We start from the raw sequence: 15,340 nt of genomic DNA, 5'->3' as shown, positions 1-15,340 counted from the left end.
AATTTTGGGCGACTTATCGTAAATTGAAATGATATCGGACTTACTCAAAACTATTCGTCTTTAATTTGATCGGAAATCTGCATTTTCTCTTTCATTTGTTTCGGTCTAGCATTTCTAGTAGTATCTAATGCTTGCAACATCAACTCTTCTCCTATCTCTTTTGGAATGGCTCTCTTTACGATAATTTCCTCCCATTGCTTGTATAATCCTTTAATTTCTTCGTTAATTTCAGGAATTAATTTCGCAATACGAGCTTCTGGAATAACTTGTAAATTCATAAATGTTTCCAGAGACTTTATTTTGGTGTTTAAAGTAGTCAATCGACTTAAAACTTGCGGTTTTTGATAATCGATTGGAGCTGTGATCACTAAAGTGTCTGCTTTTATAGCAATGTTTTTAGTTTTTAATCGAAATGCTGACAAACTAGACTTTGGCTTTTGACGCATTTCAATTTCAAACTGTCTCCATTCATTCCAAGCATTTAGAGTAGCTTTAGTTTCTGGTCTAGCTTCCGGAAAATGAAACTGCCACATTTTAGAAATATTCTTGAAAACAGCTTCATTTTTTTGAGCTATTTTTTCAGCCTCTAATTGCTGTTGCGAATCATTCTCACAAGAGATTAGACCTAAAGATAAAATTAGTGCAAATGCTATAATACTTCTCATTGTTTATTTTAAAGAAACAAAGGTACAAATGTTTATAAAACTTATTCCTAAAACTAATATTTTCTTAACAGTTGTTTGAATGGCAATGCGTTGGCTATTCAGGAATTCTTGATTAATCTAATGATTTTTAATAAAAATGAATTGAAAGCGATGTTTTAGTAAAAATATAATAAAAATGCCCTGCATCAATTCAGTCGAAAATAGTATATTTGTTGACTTTATAATTCTATAAAATGGATACGAAAATTTTAATAATTGGTGCTTGTGGTCAAATTGGTACTGAACTTACGGCAAAACTTAGAGCTACTTATGGAGTGAACAATGTAGTCACTTCAGACATTAGAAAACTGAACAATGACGTAGTTAACAATGGTATTTTTGAAGTAGTGAATGCTTTAGATTACAACCAAATTGAACATTTAATTGAACAATATCAAATTACTGATGTTTATTTAATGGCTGCTTTACTTTCGGCTACAGCTGAGAAAAATCCGGCATTTGCTTGGGATTTGAATATGAATTCTTTATTTCACGTTTTAAATTTAGCCAAAGCAGGAAAAATTAAGAAAATTTTCTGGCCTTCAAGTATTGCTGTTTTTGGACCTACAACGCCAAGACAAAATACACCTCAATATACGGTAATGGAACCTTCAACGGTTTATGGGATTTCGAAACAAACGGGTGAAAGATGGGCTGAATATTACAATAAACAATATGGTGTAGATATTAGAAGTATCCGTTATCCAGGATTAATTAGTTGGAGTACAGAAGCGGGCGGTGGAACTACAGATTATGCCGTAGATATTTATCACAAAGCAATTACGGAAGGAAAATTTACAAGTTTTTTATCTGAAAACACAGAACTTCCAATGATGTATATGGACGATGCAATTAAAGCTACGATTAGCATTATGCAAGCTCCAGCAGAACAAATCAAGATACGTTCTTCTTACAATCTAGCTGCAATGAGTTTTACACCAAAGCAAATTGGCGAAGAAATTAAAAAACATTATCCAAACTTTGAGTTGGATTACGCTCCAGATTTCCGTCAGAAGATTGCTGATAGCTGGCCAGCGAGTATTGATGATGCTTCGGCAAGAACAGATTGGGGTTGGAAAAACGATTTCGACCTAGAAAATATGACAATTGATATGTTTGAAAATTTAAAAGAACATATTTATAACAAATAAAAAAACGCCTCGATAAATCGGGGCGTTTTTCATTACAAACAAAAAAACAAATTATTCTTGAACAATAGGGGCTCTTAAGGATTCTAAGACAGCTACAACATCTCCGATTAACATTGGATCAGTAACGCCATTTAAACCAGCTGATTGACCGATGTATCCGATAAATTTATCGTATTCAGTATCATTAATTTTCTTTCCCATACGCGGGTTTTGAGCTGGGTCGTGTGTTTTAACCATATTCATTCCTGAATAAGTATTTGTTGCTCCTCCACCAGTATTTGCAGAAAAGAAATCAGTAAGGTTTTTACTTAATATGGCAACATTTGTAGTATTTCCACTTAATGCTTCAGACAAAACAGGTGCAAAGTGAGCCGATAAATTCCCTGGTGCATCTGTGATCGCATCAGAAACAATTAACGCAATAGTAGAATCTACAACTGAACGATAGCTTAAACGCCCTTGTTCAATCATTTGACTTGGATTATTAGGATCTGAAACTTTTGTTGTTCCACCTAATCTTGCATACAAAGATGCTGGTTCCATCGGAGCTGCGTCATTATCGTCATCGCTGCACGAAGTAACGAAAGTTCCTGAAGCAATAAACAAAGCCATTAAGGCAAATTTTGAAAGATTTTTCATAGTAATAGTATTAGTAAATTAATTAAAAATTCGTTGGATTCCTCTTGAAAACTTATAGCTAAAGCTGTCTTCAGTCATAACCGGGCAGGCGGTTTTATTTGCTAATTCTTCTGGTAGGATATAACGTTCTGCATTATAATTTCCTAGAGCAACTAATTTGTCGAAAATATATTCTGAATTAGCAATTTTCATATCGTGGAAGTAAACCAAAACTCCTGTTTGTGCATTTAAGCGATCAGATTTTACTCCTGGAATTGATTTTAAATTTCTGTGAATTTCTTTAGCTTTTAAAGAGTCGATCGGTTCTTTAAAATCGATTCTACTTATTTGAAGAGAAGCGTTATCTACTACCAATGGCTTAGCATTTCCAATATGAACTACTAAAACGGTAGAAAGTATTAGGAAAATTCCCAGAATACTTCCAAATGTGATTTTTAAAATTTTCTTGGTTTTCATTTTATTTATTGTTTGTTTAGTAGCATTTACGCAAAACAAATAGGCTTGGTTTTCTAAAAATGAAAAAAAGATTAAATTTTAACATTTGGGCATAAAAAAACCCGCGACAAATTGCTCGGGTTAAATTATTATAATTGATATTTTTTACTTTCTCTTTTCTAGTATAATTTTATCCTCTATTGCTGTTTTCAATGGAATTACATCTTTAGATATTTGATTAGGAATCGTCATTGAAAGGACATAATGTTTGATTTTCCAACTTTCATTTTCAAAAATCAAAACGCCTGAACCTCTACAGATTTTCATTTGCGTGTCTAATAATTCATCAAACCAAACCGTTTTTTGATCGTTACTTATGTAAATATTACGTTCGATTGCTTTAAAACTCCAGGCTTTTCCTTTGTCGAAATGAGGTTTTGCATAGGTTTGAAAATCCTTTTTATTCCAATTTTCAGTAGCATCAGTTCCAATAAAAACGGACTCATCTGCCATAAAATCAAAATAAACATTATAATTTGCTTCGGCAGCGGCTTTGTACCAATTATCTAAAATTGTTGCGATTGTTTGCTTGCTGGCTTCTTTCGTTTCTTGTTTTATTTTACAAGGTTTGCAAGAAAAAGCTAATGTTGCTAAAAGCAGTAGGAATGTTTTTTTCATATTTTTTAGTTTTCCCCTCCTTTGGAGGGGAAATATTAAAGATTAATCACAACTGTTTTTACATTTACAAATTCTCTGATACCGTCTTCTGACAATTCTCTTCCATAACCTGATTTTTTGATACCACCGAAAGGTAATCTTGGATCTGATTTTACCATTTCATTGATGAAAACAGCTCCTTCATTAAAAGAACTGATATGCTTTTTAATGGTTTCAATATCTTGAGTAAAAACGGAAACACCTAATCCAAATTCGGAAGTATTACTTAATTCAATAGCTTCTTCAAGTGTTTTGAAAGCGGTAATAGCTACCACCGGACCAAATGTTTCTTCTTTAAAAACGGGCATTTTTACTGAAACATTTGTCAAAATCGTAGGTTCGTAGAAAGATTCTGTTCTTTTGCCACCACAAACTAGCTTTGCTCCGATTTCAATAGATTTCCTAACTTGAATTTCTAATTCTTCAGCCAAATCTTCTCTTGCTAATGATCCAATTTCTGTGGTTTTATCTAATGGGTTTCCTGTTTTTAACTTTTGAACAGCTGTTTTTAATTGTGATACGAAAGCCTCTTCAATATTTTCGTGAATTAGAAATCTTTTGGATGCGATACAACTTTGTCCAGCGTTTTGCATTCTTGCATTTACTGCAATTGCCACTGTTTTTTCAAGATTTGCATCCTCTAAAACTATAAACGCATTGTTTCCGCCTAATTCTAGCACACATTTTTTCAAATGTTTCCCAGCTTCGGTCGCAACGGCTATTCCTGCTTGTTCACTTCCGGTTAAGGAAACTGCTTTTATGATTGGATTGGCAATAATTTGAGCAACTTCAGCACTAGGAATGGGTAAATCTTGATAACATCCTTTTGGAAATCCAGCATCTTCGAAAATAGTTTGAATCAGTTTAGCCGATTTAGGAACATTACTAGCGTGTTTTACCACGACTGTGTTTCCGGCAGTTAAGGAAGGAACCGCAAATCGGAATACTTGCCAAAATGGAAAGTTCCAAGGCATAACGCCTAAAATTACACCGAGAGGTTCGTAAGTAACAAAACTTTCAGAACCGTCGGTTTTTATGTGTTTGGTTGCCAAAAATTGAGTTGCGTTTTCATAATAATACGTACATAAAAGGGCACATTTTTCAACCTCGGCGATTGCTTGTGTTATGGGTTTATGCATTTCATTAGTGATGCATTCCGCATATTGTTGTTTATTCTCTGAAAGTGTTTTGGCTAGTTTTGGTAAAAATGAAATTCGGTGTTCGAGTGTTTCTTTTTGCCATATTGCTTGAGTGTCTCTTGAAAGTTCTAATTTATTTTCCATTTCGAAAGGTTTTCGTAAAATTACAGTTTTTATTTGAAAACGCGGGTTGCGTTAGGGACGGAAGAGAAAATCCTTTATTTATAAAATTACAAAAATTTTATAAATAAAGATTGAAACGGACTGCCCGACCCTTGTGGTAACGCCCAAATTAAATTATATCTTTGTGGCATATTTAACAACTATACTAAAATGGAAGATTGTTTTGAAACCTTAATTTCGAGTTATTTGGATACGAAAGTTGGTATGGTTCCTGATTTTATATCGGAAGAATTAGCGGAAAACTTGGTGCAAAGATTGTTTGAATTGAAAGAGCAGAATTTGCTAAAGGCTGCTGGAATTGGAAATGTAGCCAAACTAACGCATAACGCGGAAATAAGAAGTGATGCCATTTATTGGTTAGATCGAAACAATAATAATGAATTCGAAAATCAATTTTTAGATCAAGTCGATGCTTTTGTGACTTATTTAAACCGCAGTTGTTTTACGGGAATTACAGGTTATGAATTTCATTTTGCGTTGTTTGATAAAGGAAGTTTTTATAGAAAACATTTGGATCAATTTCAAAATAATTCAAGCCGACAATTTTCAATGATAACCTATTTAAACCAAAATTGGCAACCTGAAGATGGTGGTGAATTGTGTATTTACGATGGCGATGTTACTCAAAAAGTAGCTCCAACGAATAGAAAAACGGTTTTTTTTAAGAGCAATGAATTGGTTCATGAGGTTTTGGAAACCAATAAAGCAAGATTGAGTGTTACGGGGTGGTTGAGACGCGATTAAAATTAAAAAGACTCTACATTGCAGTAAAGTCTTTTCTCTTGCTTCCTCTTGCCGAAAAAACGGGACAGGCTTTGGAATCGAACCAAGTAGATTAATAAAAATTAATTCAAAATAGCTCTAAAATAAAAAAGACTCTACATTGCTGTAAAGTCTTTTCTTTTGCTCCCTCTCTTGGGCTCGAACCAAGGACCCTCTGATTAACAGTCAGATGCTCTAACCAACTGAGCTAAGAAGGAATTACCTGAAGGTAAAATATGCTTTCGTTAAAAATTTGCTCCCTCTCTTGGGCTCGAACCAAGGACCCTCTGATTAACAGTCAGATGCTCTAACCAACTGAGCTAAGAAGGAAGGTATTGCTATTTTTAACGAGTGCAAATATAAACTGATTTTTTGTTATCGCAAATTATTTTGACTAAAAAATTAGAAAAGTTTATCAGCTATTAATTGGTAAATGTCTTTTCCAAAGGTTAAAGCCATTAAAGTCAATAAGATAATCATCCCAGCAGTCTGTACATAACCGGCAGCTTTATCTGATAATTTTTTACCTGTGATCATCTCAACTATCGTAAACAAGGCGTGTCCTCCATCTAAACCGGGTATTGGCAACAAATTCATAAACGCTAACCCAATTGAAAACAAGGCGGTAAAGTTCCAAATAAACTCCCAATTCCAAGTGTCTGGTAAACGACGAGCAATTCCAATAGGACTTTGAACGTGTTTATAAGCCTCTGTTTTTGGTCTTAGAATTAATTTGAACTGTTTCACGTTGTACACCAACAGCGACCAAGATTCCTTCACTGCTGCAGGAACTGCTTCTCCGAATGTAAGTTGATTGTTTACTTCGTAATCCAATTTATCCATCGGTTTATTGATAAATCCTAATTTTCCTTCCTTATCAACTCTTGCCTTTAACGCTACTTTTTTGTCCCCTCTCAAAACCACTAAAGCGATACTATCATTTTTGTGTTTTGAAATCATATCTTTAAATTGATCGTAATAAACAAAATCAGTTCCATTTAATGATTTTATTTTATCACCCATCAACAAACCTGCTTTTTCAGCTTCCGATTTTGGAACAACAGAATCAACCACAGAATTTGAGAAACGAGGTCCTAAGAATTCCTTTCCTTCTTTACTGATGATTTCACCTTTCATTTCATCTGTCAAAATAACATCAACGATTTTACCATCACGTTCCACCTCAACTTTATCCCCTAATAAAATATCTAAAGTCATACGGTTGAAACTTGGCTGGTACTTGCCATCAACTGAAACGATTTTATCTCCGTTTTTAAATCCTGCTTTCTGACCAACTTCACCAAAAGCCAGTCCGTTTTCTTGAATTTTTTCTGTAGCAATAAATTTTTGCCCCACGGTTGAATACATAATTGTAAAAATCAACCAAGCTAAAATAATGTTTACCGTAATTCCACCTAACATAATAATTAATCGTTGCCAAGCTGGTTTTGAACGAAATTCCCAAGGTTGTGGTTCCGTATTCATTTGGTCTGTATCCATACTTTCATCAATCATTCCTGAAAGTTTTACATAACCTCCTAAAGGTAACCAACCAATTCCCCATTCCGTATCACCAATTTTCTTTTTCAACAAAGAGAAACCAGCGTCCATAAACAAGTAAAATTTTTCGACACGAACTTTAAATATTTTCGCCGCTATGTAGTGACCAAATTCGTGAAGAATTACTAAAACCGATAATATAAATAATATTTGAGCTACTTGAATCATTTCTATGCTTTTATTTAAACGACAAAAGTAAGGTTTTCACCTTACTTTCCATCATAATTTTATGTTGTAACTATTTTTTTATAAAATTTTTATGAATTACGCCTTCCGAAGTGGAAATTTTAAGCACGTGTAAACCTGCTGCTAGTTCACTTACAGAGAAATCATTTGAATTTTTCTCTGCAACTAATTGTCCTAAAGTATTATAGATTTCAATTTTTTCTAACTGAAGTGTAGATGGCATCATAATATGCATTTCGTCATTTGCTGGATTTGGGTAAATCGAAATTGTTTGAGCTAATTCAAATAAATCATTAGCTAAAGTAGCCGTATTACTTTTTGAAATAATATGCTTATTTGGATCAAATGTCACACCAGTTACAACAAACGGAACTGAAACGATAAATTCTTGATTGTTTGAAGTGTTATTTACAACAACATCATAACTTGCAGCTCCGGCACCAGTTAATCTAATTTGCAGAGGCATTTCAAAAAATGTAACACTTGGATGCGATTGTGTTTGTCCAACTGTAATCTTCGCTTGTCCAGTACCCCAATTTTTTGCGGTTATTGTATAGGTTGGATACCCTTGTTTGTAAATCCAGTCATCAAAAAAACCATCTAGACTAGTTCCGTGAACCGTTTCTAAATGTGATTTTAAATCTCCGGTCAAGGCATATCCATAAGCCAAATTAGTATCATTTAGATAATTCTGTAAACCTTGGAAAAAATTGGCATCTCCCATCACCCAACGTAACATATGCGTTACCATTGAACCTTTATCGTATGATAATCTTGAACTAAATATTCTATTTGAATCTTCTGCTTGTGCATCAGTTAAATATACAGCACCTCCCAATTGTGAAGTAATATTGTTGATTTTATTGTTTTTCCATAAAACAAACGGAGCTGCTCCGTCTAATTCCTCTACCACAATTCCTGCTGTATATTCTGTTAATCCTTCATTTAGCCAAATATCTTTCCAAGTACCACAAGTTATTTTATTTCCAAACCATTGGTGCCCTAGTTCGTGCGCGATTAAACCTCTACTCCATCCGCCCATCGAGGACATTGTTGTGTGTTCCATTCCGCCACCCCAACTAAATTGTACATGACCATATTGTTCGTTGCGATAAGGATATAATCCAAATTTCTCTTCAAAAACATTCATTATTGGAGTCGTTTTATCAATTGCAGCTCGTACGGCAGGAGTGTTTCCTTCTGGATATAAATAATTTAAAATTGGAAAAAATGGTCTTTCAGTTGTCCCTAATCCTGCTTGAAAATTATAAATGTCATAATTAGAAACATTTAACGAAATCAAATAGGCTGGAATTGGATACCCGTGTTTAAAATGTCTTGTTGTGTTTCCTAAGGAAGTTACCGATGTAATTAATTTTCCGTTTGAAACACCAATGTATGGCGTTGGACAAGTAATATAGACATCGATACTGTCAACTTTATCTTTCAAATCTTGTTTACAAGGCCACCAATCGCTTGCTCCAAAAGGTTCAGAAAGTGTAAAAATTATTGGTGTTCCATTATGATAAGTCTGTGTAAATGCTTCTTGTTCTGTCGGTGGTGAGCCAAAATAATCAATAACTACAGTTGCAGAATTTCCCACAGCTAAAGTTGAGGGCAACGTTACAACTAATTCTTTATTTGCATTTTGAACAAAAGCTAATGGAGCGCCTGATAATTTTACTGAACTTACAATCAATTGACTGTTTAAATCAAATGTTACAGAATTCATTGCAATCAAAGCCTTAAAAGTAGAAGTTACTTTACCTGTAATGAAATTTACTTCCGGGTTAACCGTAAAACGCAACTCGTGATAAATGATATCATAATTCGCAGTGTTGGCATTGGCAACAAAGGCTTGAATAGAAGAAGCAGATTTTCGTTCGGCTTCCACCATTTTTTCAAATTCGGCACCATCATTTTGTGCAAAACCAAAAACACCTAAAAAAAGTAATAAATAAAGTAAGTTTTGTTTCATTATTGGTAGGTTCTTAAGTATGTAATTACTAAATACAGTACAAAGATATTTTGTTTAGTTTGAATAAAAAACATTTATTATAAATTATATTACAAAATATTTATTTTTTTAATCGTTTTATATCGAAAAATACATTTATCAGCATTGTTTCTAGCATTTTTCTTTTTTGTCGATTATCTGAATCCAATTTCATAAATTTGTGACTTTAAAACCAACAAATTATGTTACAAATAGCGTACATTAGAGAAAACAGAGAAGAAGTAGTACAAAGATTGGCTAAGAAAAATATTGACGCCAACGCTGCAATTGATGGAGTAATAAATCTTGATGAGAAAAAAAGAGCTACTCAAGCAGCATTGGAAACTATTAAATCAGAATCTAACAAGCTATCCAAAGATATTGGTGATTTAATGAAAGGTGGTGAAAAAGCAAAAGCCGAAATCTTAAGAGAAAAATCAGTACAACTTCGTGAAAACGACAAAGAACTTACCGAAGTTTTAAATACAATTACCGCTCAATTACAAGACGAATTATATAAATTACCAAATTTACCCGCAGAAATCGTTCCTGTTGGAAAAACTCCAGAAGAAAACTTAAATATTTTCGAAGAAGGTGAAATTCCAAAATTACACGAAGGTGCATTACCTCATTGGGAATTAGCAAAAAAATATGATTTAATTGATTTTGAATTGGGTGTAAAGATTACAGGAGCAGGTTTTCCAGTTTATAAAGGGAAATGTGCCAAATTACAACGTGCCTTAATCACTTATTTCTTAGATAAAAATACCGATGCAGGTTATTTGGAATACCAAGTGCCACATTTAGTAAACGAAGCTTCAGGAATTGGAACAGGTCAATTGCCCGACAAAGAAGGTCAAATGTACCACGCAGGAATTGATGATTTATATTTGATCCCAACAGCGGAAGTTCCAGTAACTAACCTTTTTAGAGATGTTTTATTAAATGAAAATGAGTTACCGGTTCTTTGTACGGCGTACACTCCTTGTTTCCGTAGAGAAGCAGGTTCTTATGGAGCTCACGTTCGAGGTTTAAACCGTTTACACCAATTTGATAAAGTTGAAATCGTGCGTATTGAACATCCAGATAATTCGTACAAAGCATTAGACGGAATGGTTGAACACGTAAAGGGAATCTTACAAGAATTAAAATTGCCTTATAGAATTTTAAGATTATGTGGTGGCGATATGAGTTTTGCTTCGGCATTAACCTATGATTTTGAAGTGTTTTCTACTGCGCAAGAACGTTGGTTAGAAATCAGTTCAGTTTCTAATTTTGAAACCTTCCAAGCCAATCGTTTGAAATTACGTTTCAAAGACAAAGACGGTAAAAACCAATTAGCACACACGCTAAACGGAAGTTCACTAGCTTTACCAAGAGTTTTAGCTGGGATTTTAGAAAACTATCAAACACCAGAAGGCATCGTAGTTCCTGAAGTTTTAAGAAAATATACCGGATTTGATATTATTAACTAAACGTTAATCTTTATAATATAATGTACTAAGTTGACGCCAAAAAGTGTTACTTTAGTACATTATTTGTTTTAATTTATGCTGAAAAAAATCGCTTTTCTTCTTCTTTTCTTGTCTTCATTTTTGGTCTCGGCCCAAAATGAGCAACTAGCCTTGCAATATTTTGAAGATGGTGCCTTTGAAAAAGCATTGTCTATTTTTGAAGAAAATGCTAAAAAGCAGCCTTCAAATTACTACTTTTTTCAAAAAGTTATCGAATGTAAGCAGCAATTAGAGCAATATGTTCAGGTCGAAAAAGTTATTTTAGACCGCAAACAAAGATACAATCAACCTATTCTTTTAGTTGAATTAGGCTATAATTTTCAACTTCAAAAAAAGGAAACAGAAGCTAAAAAACAATATGAATTAGCCCTGAGAGAGGTAGAAAAAGAACCAAATTATGCATACCAAATCGCTACTGCTTTTGAAAAAAGAGTATTGCTAGATTGGGCTTTAAAAAGCTACGAAATTGCTCAAAAAGCAAAACCAGATCTAAATTTTGATTACCAAATTGCAATGCTTCAAGGTCAATTAGGAAACTTAGATCTAATGTTAGAAAAGCTGTTAGATTATGGGTATAAAAATCAGGAAAACACTGCTTTAATACAAAATCATTTGACTCGATTTTTAGCCGATGATGCCACAGGAAGTTTTGCAGAATCCATCCGGAAAAACTTGTTGTTGAAAATTCAAAAATCGCAAGATTCTTATTGGAATCAATCGTTAAGTTGGTTGTTTGTGCAACAAAAAGAATACGGAAAAGCCTTTATTCAAGAAAAAGCTATTTACAAAAGAAATCCCGAGAGTTTCTACAATATTGTAGCTCTAGGACGTTTGGCTATTGCCGAAAATCAAAAGGAAGACGCTACTAATATCTTAACTTTTGTCTTGGAAAACACACAAGATTTAGATTTACAAATGCAAGCTCATCATTTTTTGATGGAAATGGAAATAGAAGCAGCACCTCCTACAGAATACAAAATTATTAACGACAAATTGATTGAATTGCTTAAAAAATATGGCGTTAGTCCTTATTCATTAGACTTGCAATTGCTAACTGCTAATTTTCAAGCGTTCTACCTAAAACAACCTGAATTAGGAAAAGAATTGCTCTATGACGCATTAAAACTTCCAATAAACATAAGGGAGCAAGCTAAAGTGAAAATGGAATTAGCCGATATTATGGTGCATGACGAAAAATTCAATCAGGCGATTTTATATTATGCACAAGTGGAAGATAATTTGAAAAATGACGTTTTGGCGCACGAAGCAAGTATGAAATTAGCAAAAGCTAATTTCTATAAAGGAGATTTCGACTGGACTTTGCAACAAGTAAAATTCTTAAAACAATCGTCGAGTTTATTGATTGCGAATGATGCTATCGAAATGTTTTTGTTGATCCAAGATAATTCAGCCGAAGATAGTTTAAGAGTGGCTCTTCAGGCTTACGCTAAAGCAGATTTTAAATTGTATCAAAAGAAAAATAATGAAGCACTTCAATCTTTTTTAGCACTTTTAGAAAAACACAAAGGAGAAAGTATTGAAGCAGGAACGCTTTTAAAAGTGGGAGAAATCTACGAACAGCGAAAAGAATATACAAAAGCATTAACTTATTATCAAAATATTCTAGACAAGCACAAAGACGGAATTTATATTGACGAAGCTTTATTTTATTCAGCAGAAATTTATCGCAAATTCCTATTGGAAAATGAAAAAGCAAAAGCGTTCTACGAAAAAATGGTTCTAGAACATCCCGATAGTTTGTATTATACCGAAAGTAGAAAACAATATCGAACACTTAGAGGCGACAGCGCAATCTAGCTTTAAACTTGAAATTTATAAAAAATGATTATATACAACGTAACCGTAAACGTAGACGAAAGTATCCACACCGATTGGTTAAACTGGATGCAAAATAAGCACATTGGTGATGTCTTAAAAACGGGCTTATTTATCAAAGCTAAATTAGTAAAAGTAATGGCGGAAGAAGAAATGGGAGGCATAACTTACGCCGTTCAATATTTAACCGACTCAAGAGCTAAATTAGAAGATTATTATTTGAATCACGCACCAAGATTACGCCAAGAAGGTTTAGCACTTTTTGCTGATAAAATGTTAGCCTTTAGAACGGAATTAGAAGTGATGGATGAATTTTATCATATCGAAAACTAATATGGAAAAAGTACACGCAAAAAAACATTTAGGACAACATTTCCTAAAAGATGAAAGCATCGCGAAAGATATTGCTGATACTTTATCATTAGAAGGTTATTCTAAAATATTAGAAATTGGTCCAGGAATGGGTGTTTTAACGAAATATCTATTAGATAAACCTACGGAAACTTTTGTTATTGAAATCGATAGAGATTCGGTAGAATATTTGGGCGTTCATTATCCTAAATTAAACGATCATATTATTTCGAAAGACTTCTTGAAATATAATTTGAATGAAGTTTTTAATAACGAACCTTTTGCCATTATTGGAAACTTCCCGTACAATATTTCAACCCAAATCGTTTTTAAAACTTTAGAAATGAGACATCAAATTCCGGAATTCTCAGGAATGTTTCAAAAAGAAGTGGCACAGCGTATTTGTGAGAAAAAAGGAAGTAAAGTGTATGGAATTTTATCGGTTTTAACGCAAGCTTTTTATGAGGCTGAATATTTATTTACAGTTCCTCCCGAAGTTTTTAATCCGCCACCAAAAGTAGATTCTGGTGTTTTGCGATTAAGACGAAAAGAAAATTATACGTTAGACTGTGATGAGAAATTATTTTTTAGGGTTGTAAAAACGGCTTTTCAACAAAGACGAAAAACGTTAAGAAATAGCCTAAAATCCTTCAATTTTTCGGATAGCTTAAAAGAAGACACTATCTTTGACCTAAGACCCGAACAACTTACGGTCGATCAATTTATAGAAATAACAAACAAAATAACAGCCGATGGAATTTAAAATCAGCAGAGAGTTTCTTTCTCAAATAGAAACGCTTATAAGTGAAAACAAATCGTTAGAATTATTATTGCTTCTTGAAGATGTTCACTTTGCTGATATTGCCGAAATTATGGGGGAACTCGATGATTTTGGTGCTGGTTATATTTTTAACACCTTAGATTCTGAGAAAACTGCTGAAATTCTTCTTGAATTAGATGAAGAAGTAAGGGAGAAAATTCTACGAAATTTAACACCTAAGGAAATTGCCGAAGAGCTTGACGAATTAAGTACGGATGACGCCGCCGATATTATTGGAGAATTAACTAAAGACATCAAAGACCAGGTAATTTCGGAGTTGGAAGATGTTGAACACGCAAAAGACATTGTAGACTTATTGCGTTATGACGAAGATTCTGCCGGAGGTTTAATGGGGAAAGAATTAGTAAAAGTAAATGAAAATTGGAATGTTTTAACTTGTGTAAAAGAAATGCGTGCACAAGCCGAAAATGTAACCCGAGTTCATTCAATATATGTGGTGGATGACGAAGGTCGTTTAACTGGTCGTTTGTCTTTAAAAGATTTATTAACCACTTCAACTCGAACTGCTATAAGCGACGTTTATATCAAAAAAGTAGATTATGTAAAAGTAGATACTAAGGATGTAGAAGTGGCACGAATTATGCAAAAATATGACTTAGAAGCCATCCCGGTTGTTGATGAATTAGGAAGATTAGTCGGAAGAATTACAATTGATGATATTATTGACGTAATCAAAGAAGAGGCAGATAAAGATTACCAATTAGCAGCAGGTATTTCGCAAGATGTGGAAGCCGATGATAGTATTTTAGAATTAACTAAAGCCCGTTTGCCTTGGTTAGTTTTAGCGCTACTGGGAAGTTTTATTGCGGTAAAAGTTTCGCGTACGTTTGAAGGCGCAATGGAAAATTATGGCGTATTGTTCTTTTTTACACCATTGATTGCTGCCATGGCTGGAAATGTAGGTGTGCAATCTTCGGCAATTATTGTACAAGGTTTAGCTAACAATACTTTAGGCGGAACCATTTGGCATCGTTTGTATAAAGAATTAAGACTTAGTTTATTTAATGGTCTAATTTTAGCGGTAATCTTAATGCTTGGAAGTCATTTTATCATTGGAGTGGATTATGATATAAGTATAACTGTTTCAATTGCTTTAATGTCTGTAATCCTTATCGCTTCTTTAATCGGAACTTTTGTACCCATTACTTTGAACAAATACGGAATTGACCCTGCTTTAGCCACAGGTCCTTTTATCACAACCAGTAATGATATTTTAGGGATTTTAATCTATTTCTCTATCGCTAAAGTTATTTTGGGATTTTAATTCACGTTGTTCCCAACCTTTTCATAGAAAAAATGCTCTTAAGTATAAACGACAAAATTTAT

14 protein-coding genes and 2 tRNA genes are annotated in these 15,340 nt (G+C 33.6%); 7 read left to right on the top strand and 9 right to left on the bottom strand.

The window, feature by feature from the left end; translation table 11 throughout:
• Nucleotides 1–50: 50 nt before the first annotated feature.
• Nucleotides 51–665 (bottom strand): hypothetical protein, encoded by a 615-nt coding sequence (locus T1L09_RS12670; protein WP_322551334.1) that lies wholly within the window; start codon nucleotides 663–665, stop codon nucleotides 51–53.
• Between the two features lie 233 nt (nucleotides 666–898).
• Here T1L09_RS12670 and T1L09_RS12665 point away from each other — a divergent pair, with 233 nt between their 5' ends.
• The gene (locus tag T1L09_RS12665; RefSeq protein WP_322551333.1) at nucleotides 899–1,855 is read left to right on the top strand and encodes an NAD-dependent epimerase/dehydratase family protein; all 957 of its coding nucleotides are present in this window, start codon (nucleotides 899–901) and stop codon (nucleotides 1,853–1,855) included.
• 51 nt (nucleotides 1,856–1,906) lie between these two features.
• Here T1L09_RS12665 and T1L09_RS12660 read toward each other — a convergent pair whose 3' ends face one another.
• The 4 genes from T1L09_RS12660 to T1L09_RS12645 form a co-directional block, all read right to left on the bottom strand.
• Nucleotides 1,907–2,494 (bottom strand): globin family protein, encoded by a 588-nt coding sequence (locus T1L09_RS12660; RefSeq protein ID WP_322551332.1) that lies wholly within the window; start codon nucleotides 2,492–2,494, stop codon nucleotides 1,907–1,909.
• 18 nt (nucleotides 2,495–2,512) lie between these two features.
• Nucleotides 2,513–2,950: a hypothetical protein gene (locus T1L09_RS12655; protein ID WP_322551331.1), complete on the bottom strand. Its 438-nt coding sequence runs from the start codon at nucleotides 2,948–2,950 to the stop codon at nucleotides 2,513–2,515.
• A gap of 144 nt (nucleotides 2,951–3,094) precedes the next feature.
• Nucleotides 3,095–3,607: a nuclear transport factor 2 family protein gene (locus T1L09_RS12650; protein WP_322551330.1), complete on the bottom strand. Its 513-nt coding sequence runs from the start codon at nucleotides 3,605–3,607 to the stop codon at nucleotides 3,095–3,097.
• Nucleotides 3,608–3,642: 35 nt separating this feature from the next.
• On the bottom strand, nucleotides 3,643–4,929 hold the full coding sequence (locus tag T1L09_RS12645; RefSeq protein WP_322551329.1) for an NAD-dependent succinate-semialdehyde dehydrogenase: 1,287 nt from the start codon (nucleotides 4,927–4,929) through the stop codon (nucleotides 3,643–3,645).
• A 189-nt stretch (nucleotides 4,930–5,118) separates the two neighbouring features.
• Here T1L09_RS12645 and T1L09_RS12640 point away from each other — a divergent pair, with 189 nt between their 5' ends.
• Nucleotides 5,119–5,712: a 2OG-Fe(II) oxygenase gene (locus T1L09_RS12640; RefSeq protein WP_322551328.1), complete on the top strand. Its 594-nt coding sequence runs from the start codon at nucleotides 5,119–5,121 to the stop codon at nucleotides 5,710–5,712.
• Nucleotides 5,713–5,874: 162 nt separating this feature from the next.
• On the opposite strand, the gene T1L09_RS12635 is transcribed toward T1L09_RS12640, so the two are convergent.
• The 4 genes from T1L09_RS12635 to T1L09_RS12620 all read right to left on the bottom strand — a co-directional run bounded on the left by T1L09_RS12635 (nucleotide 5,875) and on the right by T1L09_RS12620 (nucleotide 9,454).
• Nucleotides 5,875–5,948 (bottom strand) — tRNA-Asn (locus T1L09_RS12635).
• 38 nt (nucleotides 5,949–5,986) lie between these two features.
• Nucleotides 5,987–6,060, bottom strand: a tRNA-Asn gene (locus T1L09_RS12630).
• A gap of 72 nt (nucleotides 6,061–6,132) precedes the next feature.
• Nucleotides 6,133–7,458 (bottom strand): RIP metalloprotease RseP, encoded by a 1,326-nt coding sequence (gene rseP, locus T1L09_RS12625; protein ID WP_322551327.1) that lies wholly within the window; start codon nucleotides 7,456–7,458, stop codon nucleotides 6,133–6,135.
• A 70-nt stretch (nucleotides 7,459–7,528) separates the two neighbouring features.
• Nucleotides 7,529–9,454: a M1 family metallopeptidase gene (locus T1L09_RS12620; RefSeq protein ID WP_322551326.1), complete on the bottom strand. Its 1,926-nt coding sequence runs from the start codon at nucleotides 9,452–9,454 to the stop codon at nucleotides 7,529–7,531.
• Between the two features lie 221 nt (nucleotides 9,455–9,675).
• Between T1L09_RS12620 and serS the strand changes: the two genes are divergently transcribed.
• The 5 genes from serS to mgtE all read left to right on the top strand — a co-directional run bounded on the left by serS (nucleotide 9,676) and on the right by mgtE (nucleotide 15,278).
• Entirely contained in the window at nucleotides 9,676–10,947 is a 1,272-nt protein-coding gene (serS, locus tag T1L09_RS12615) for a serine--tRNA ligase (protein WP_322551325.1), read from the top strand.
• A gap of 75 nt (nucleotides 10,948–11,022) precedes the next feature.
• Nucleotides 11,023–12,804 (top strand): tetratricopeptide repeat protein, encoded by a 1,782-nt coding sequence (locus tag T1L09_RS12610; protein ID WP_322551324.1) that lies wholly within the window; start codon nucleotides 11,023–11,025, stop codon nucleotides 12,802–12,804.
• A 24-nt stretch (nucleotides 12,805–12,828) separates the two neighbouring features.
• Nucleotides 12,829–13,155, top strand: a complete 327-nt coding sequence (locus T1L09_RS12605) for a DUF4286 family protein (RefSeq protein ID WP_322551323.1) — start codon at nucleotides 12,829–12,831, stop codon at nucleotides 13,153–13,155.
• A gap of 1 nt (nucleotide 13,156) precedes the next feature.
• Nucleotides 13,157–13,936 (top strand): 16S rRNA (adenine(1518)-N(6)/adenine(1519)-N(6))-dimethyltransferase RsmA, encoded by a 780-nt coding sequence (rsmA, locus tag T1L09_RS12600; protein ID WP_322551322.1) that lies wholly within the window; start codon nucleotides 13,157–13,159, stop codon nucleotides 13,934–13,936.
• Nucleotides 13,926–15,278 carry a magnesium transporter gene (mgtE, locus tag T1L09_RS12595; protein ID WP_322551321.1) on the top strand — a complete coding sequence of 451 codons (1,353 nt, stop codon included), beginning with the start codon at nucleotides 13,926–13,928 and terminating at the stop codon, nucleotides 15,276–15,278. The genes rsmA and mgtE overlap by 11 nt, the downstream gene beginning before the upstream one ends.
• Nucleotides 15,279–15,340: the final 62 nt, after the last annotated feature.

Origin of the sequence: Flavobacterium psychraquaticum, assembly GCF_034497725.1 — a bacterium.
GTDB classification, from domain to species: domain Bacteria; phylum Bacteroidota; class Bacteroidia; order Flavobacteriales; family Flavobacteriaceae; genus Flavobacterium; species Flavobacterium psychraquaticum.
This window is presented reverse-complemented; position numbering and strand designations above follow the sequence as displayed.

Bases quoted from the DNA above. Each gene is read 5' to 3' on its own strand.
- T1L09_RS12670 (WP_322551334.1), bottom strand. From the start codon at position 665: ATGAGAAGTATTATAGCATTTGCACTAATTTTATCTTTAGGTCTAATC.
- T1L09_RS12665 (WP_322551333.1), top strand. From the start codon at position 899: ATGGATACGAAAATTTTAATAATTGGTGCTTGTGGTCAAATTGGTACT.
- T1L09_RS12660 (WP_322551332.1), bottom strand. From the start codon at position 2,494: ATGAAAAATCTTTCAAAATTTGCCTTAATGGCTTTGTTTATTGCTTCA.
- T1L09_RS12655 (WP_322551331.1), bottom strand. From the start codon at position 2,950: ATGAAAACCAAGAAAATTTTAAAAATCACATTTGGAAGTATTCTGGGA.
- T1L09_RS12650 (WP_322551330.1), bottom strand. From the start codon at position 3,607: ATGAAAAAAACATTCCTACTGCTTTTAGCAACATTAGCTTTTTCTTGC.
- T1L09_RS12645 (WP_322551329.1), bottom strand. From the start codon at position 4,929: ATGGAAAATAAATTAGAACTTTCAAGAGACACTCAAGCAATATGGCAA.
- T1L09_RS12640 (WP_322551328.1), top strand. From the start codon at position 5,119: ATGGAAGATTGTTTTGAAACCTTAATTTCGAGTTATTTGGATACGAAA.
- rseP (WP_322551327.1), bottom strand. From the start codon at position 7,458: ATGATTCAAGTAGCTCAAATATTATTTATATTATCGGTTTTAGTAATT.
- T1L09_RS12620 (WP_322551326.1), bottom strand. From the start codon at position 9,454: ATGAAACAAAACTTACTTTATTTATTACTTTTTTTAGGTGTTTTTGGT.
- serS (WP_322551325.1), top strand. From the start codon at position 9,676: ATGTTACAAATAGCGTACATTAGAGAAAACAGAGAAGAAGTAGTACAA.
- T1L09_RS12610 (WP_322551324.1), top strand. From the start codon at position 11,023: ATGCTGAAAAAAATCGCTTTTCTTCTTCTTTTCTTGTCTTCATTTTTG.
- T1L09_RS12605 (WP_322551323.1), top strand. From the start codon at position 12,829: ATGATTATATACAACGTAACCGTAAACGTAGACGAAAGTATCCACACC.
- rsmA (WP_322551322.1), top strand. From the start codon at position 13,157: ATGGAAAAAGTACACGCAAAAAAACATTTAGGACAACATTTCCTAAAA.
- mgtE (WP_322551321.1), top strand. From the start codon at position 13,926: ATGGAATTTAAAATCAGCAGAGAGTTTCTTTCTCAAATAGAAACGCTT.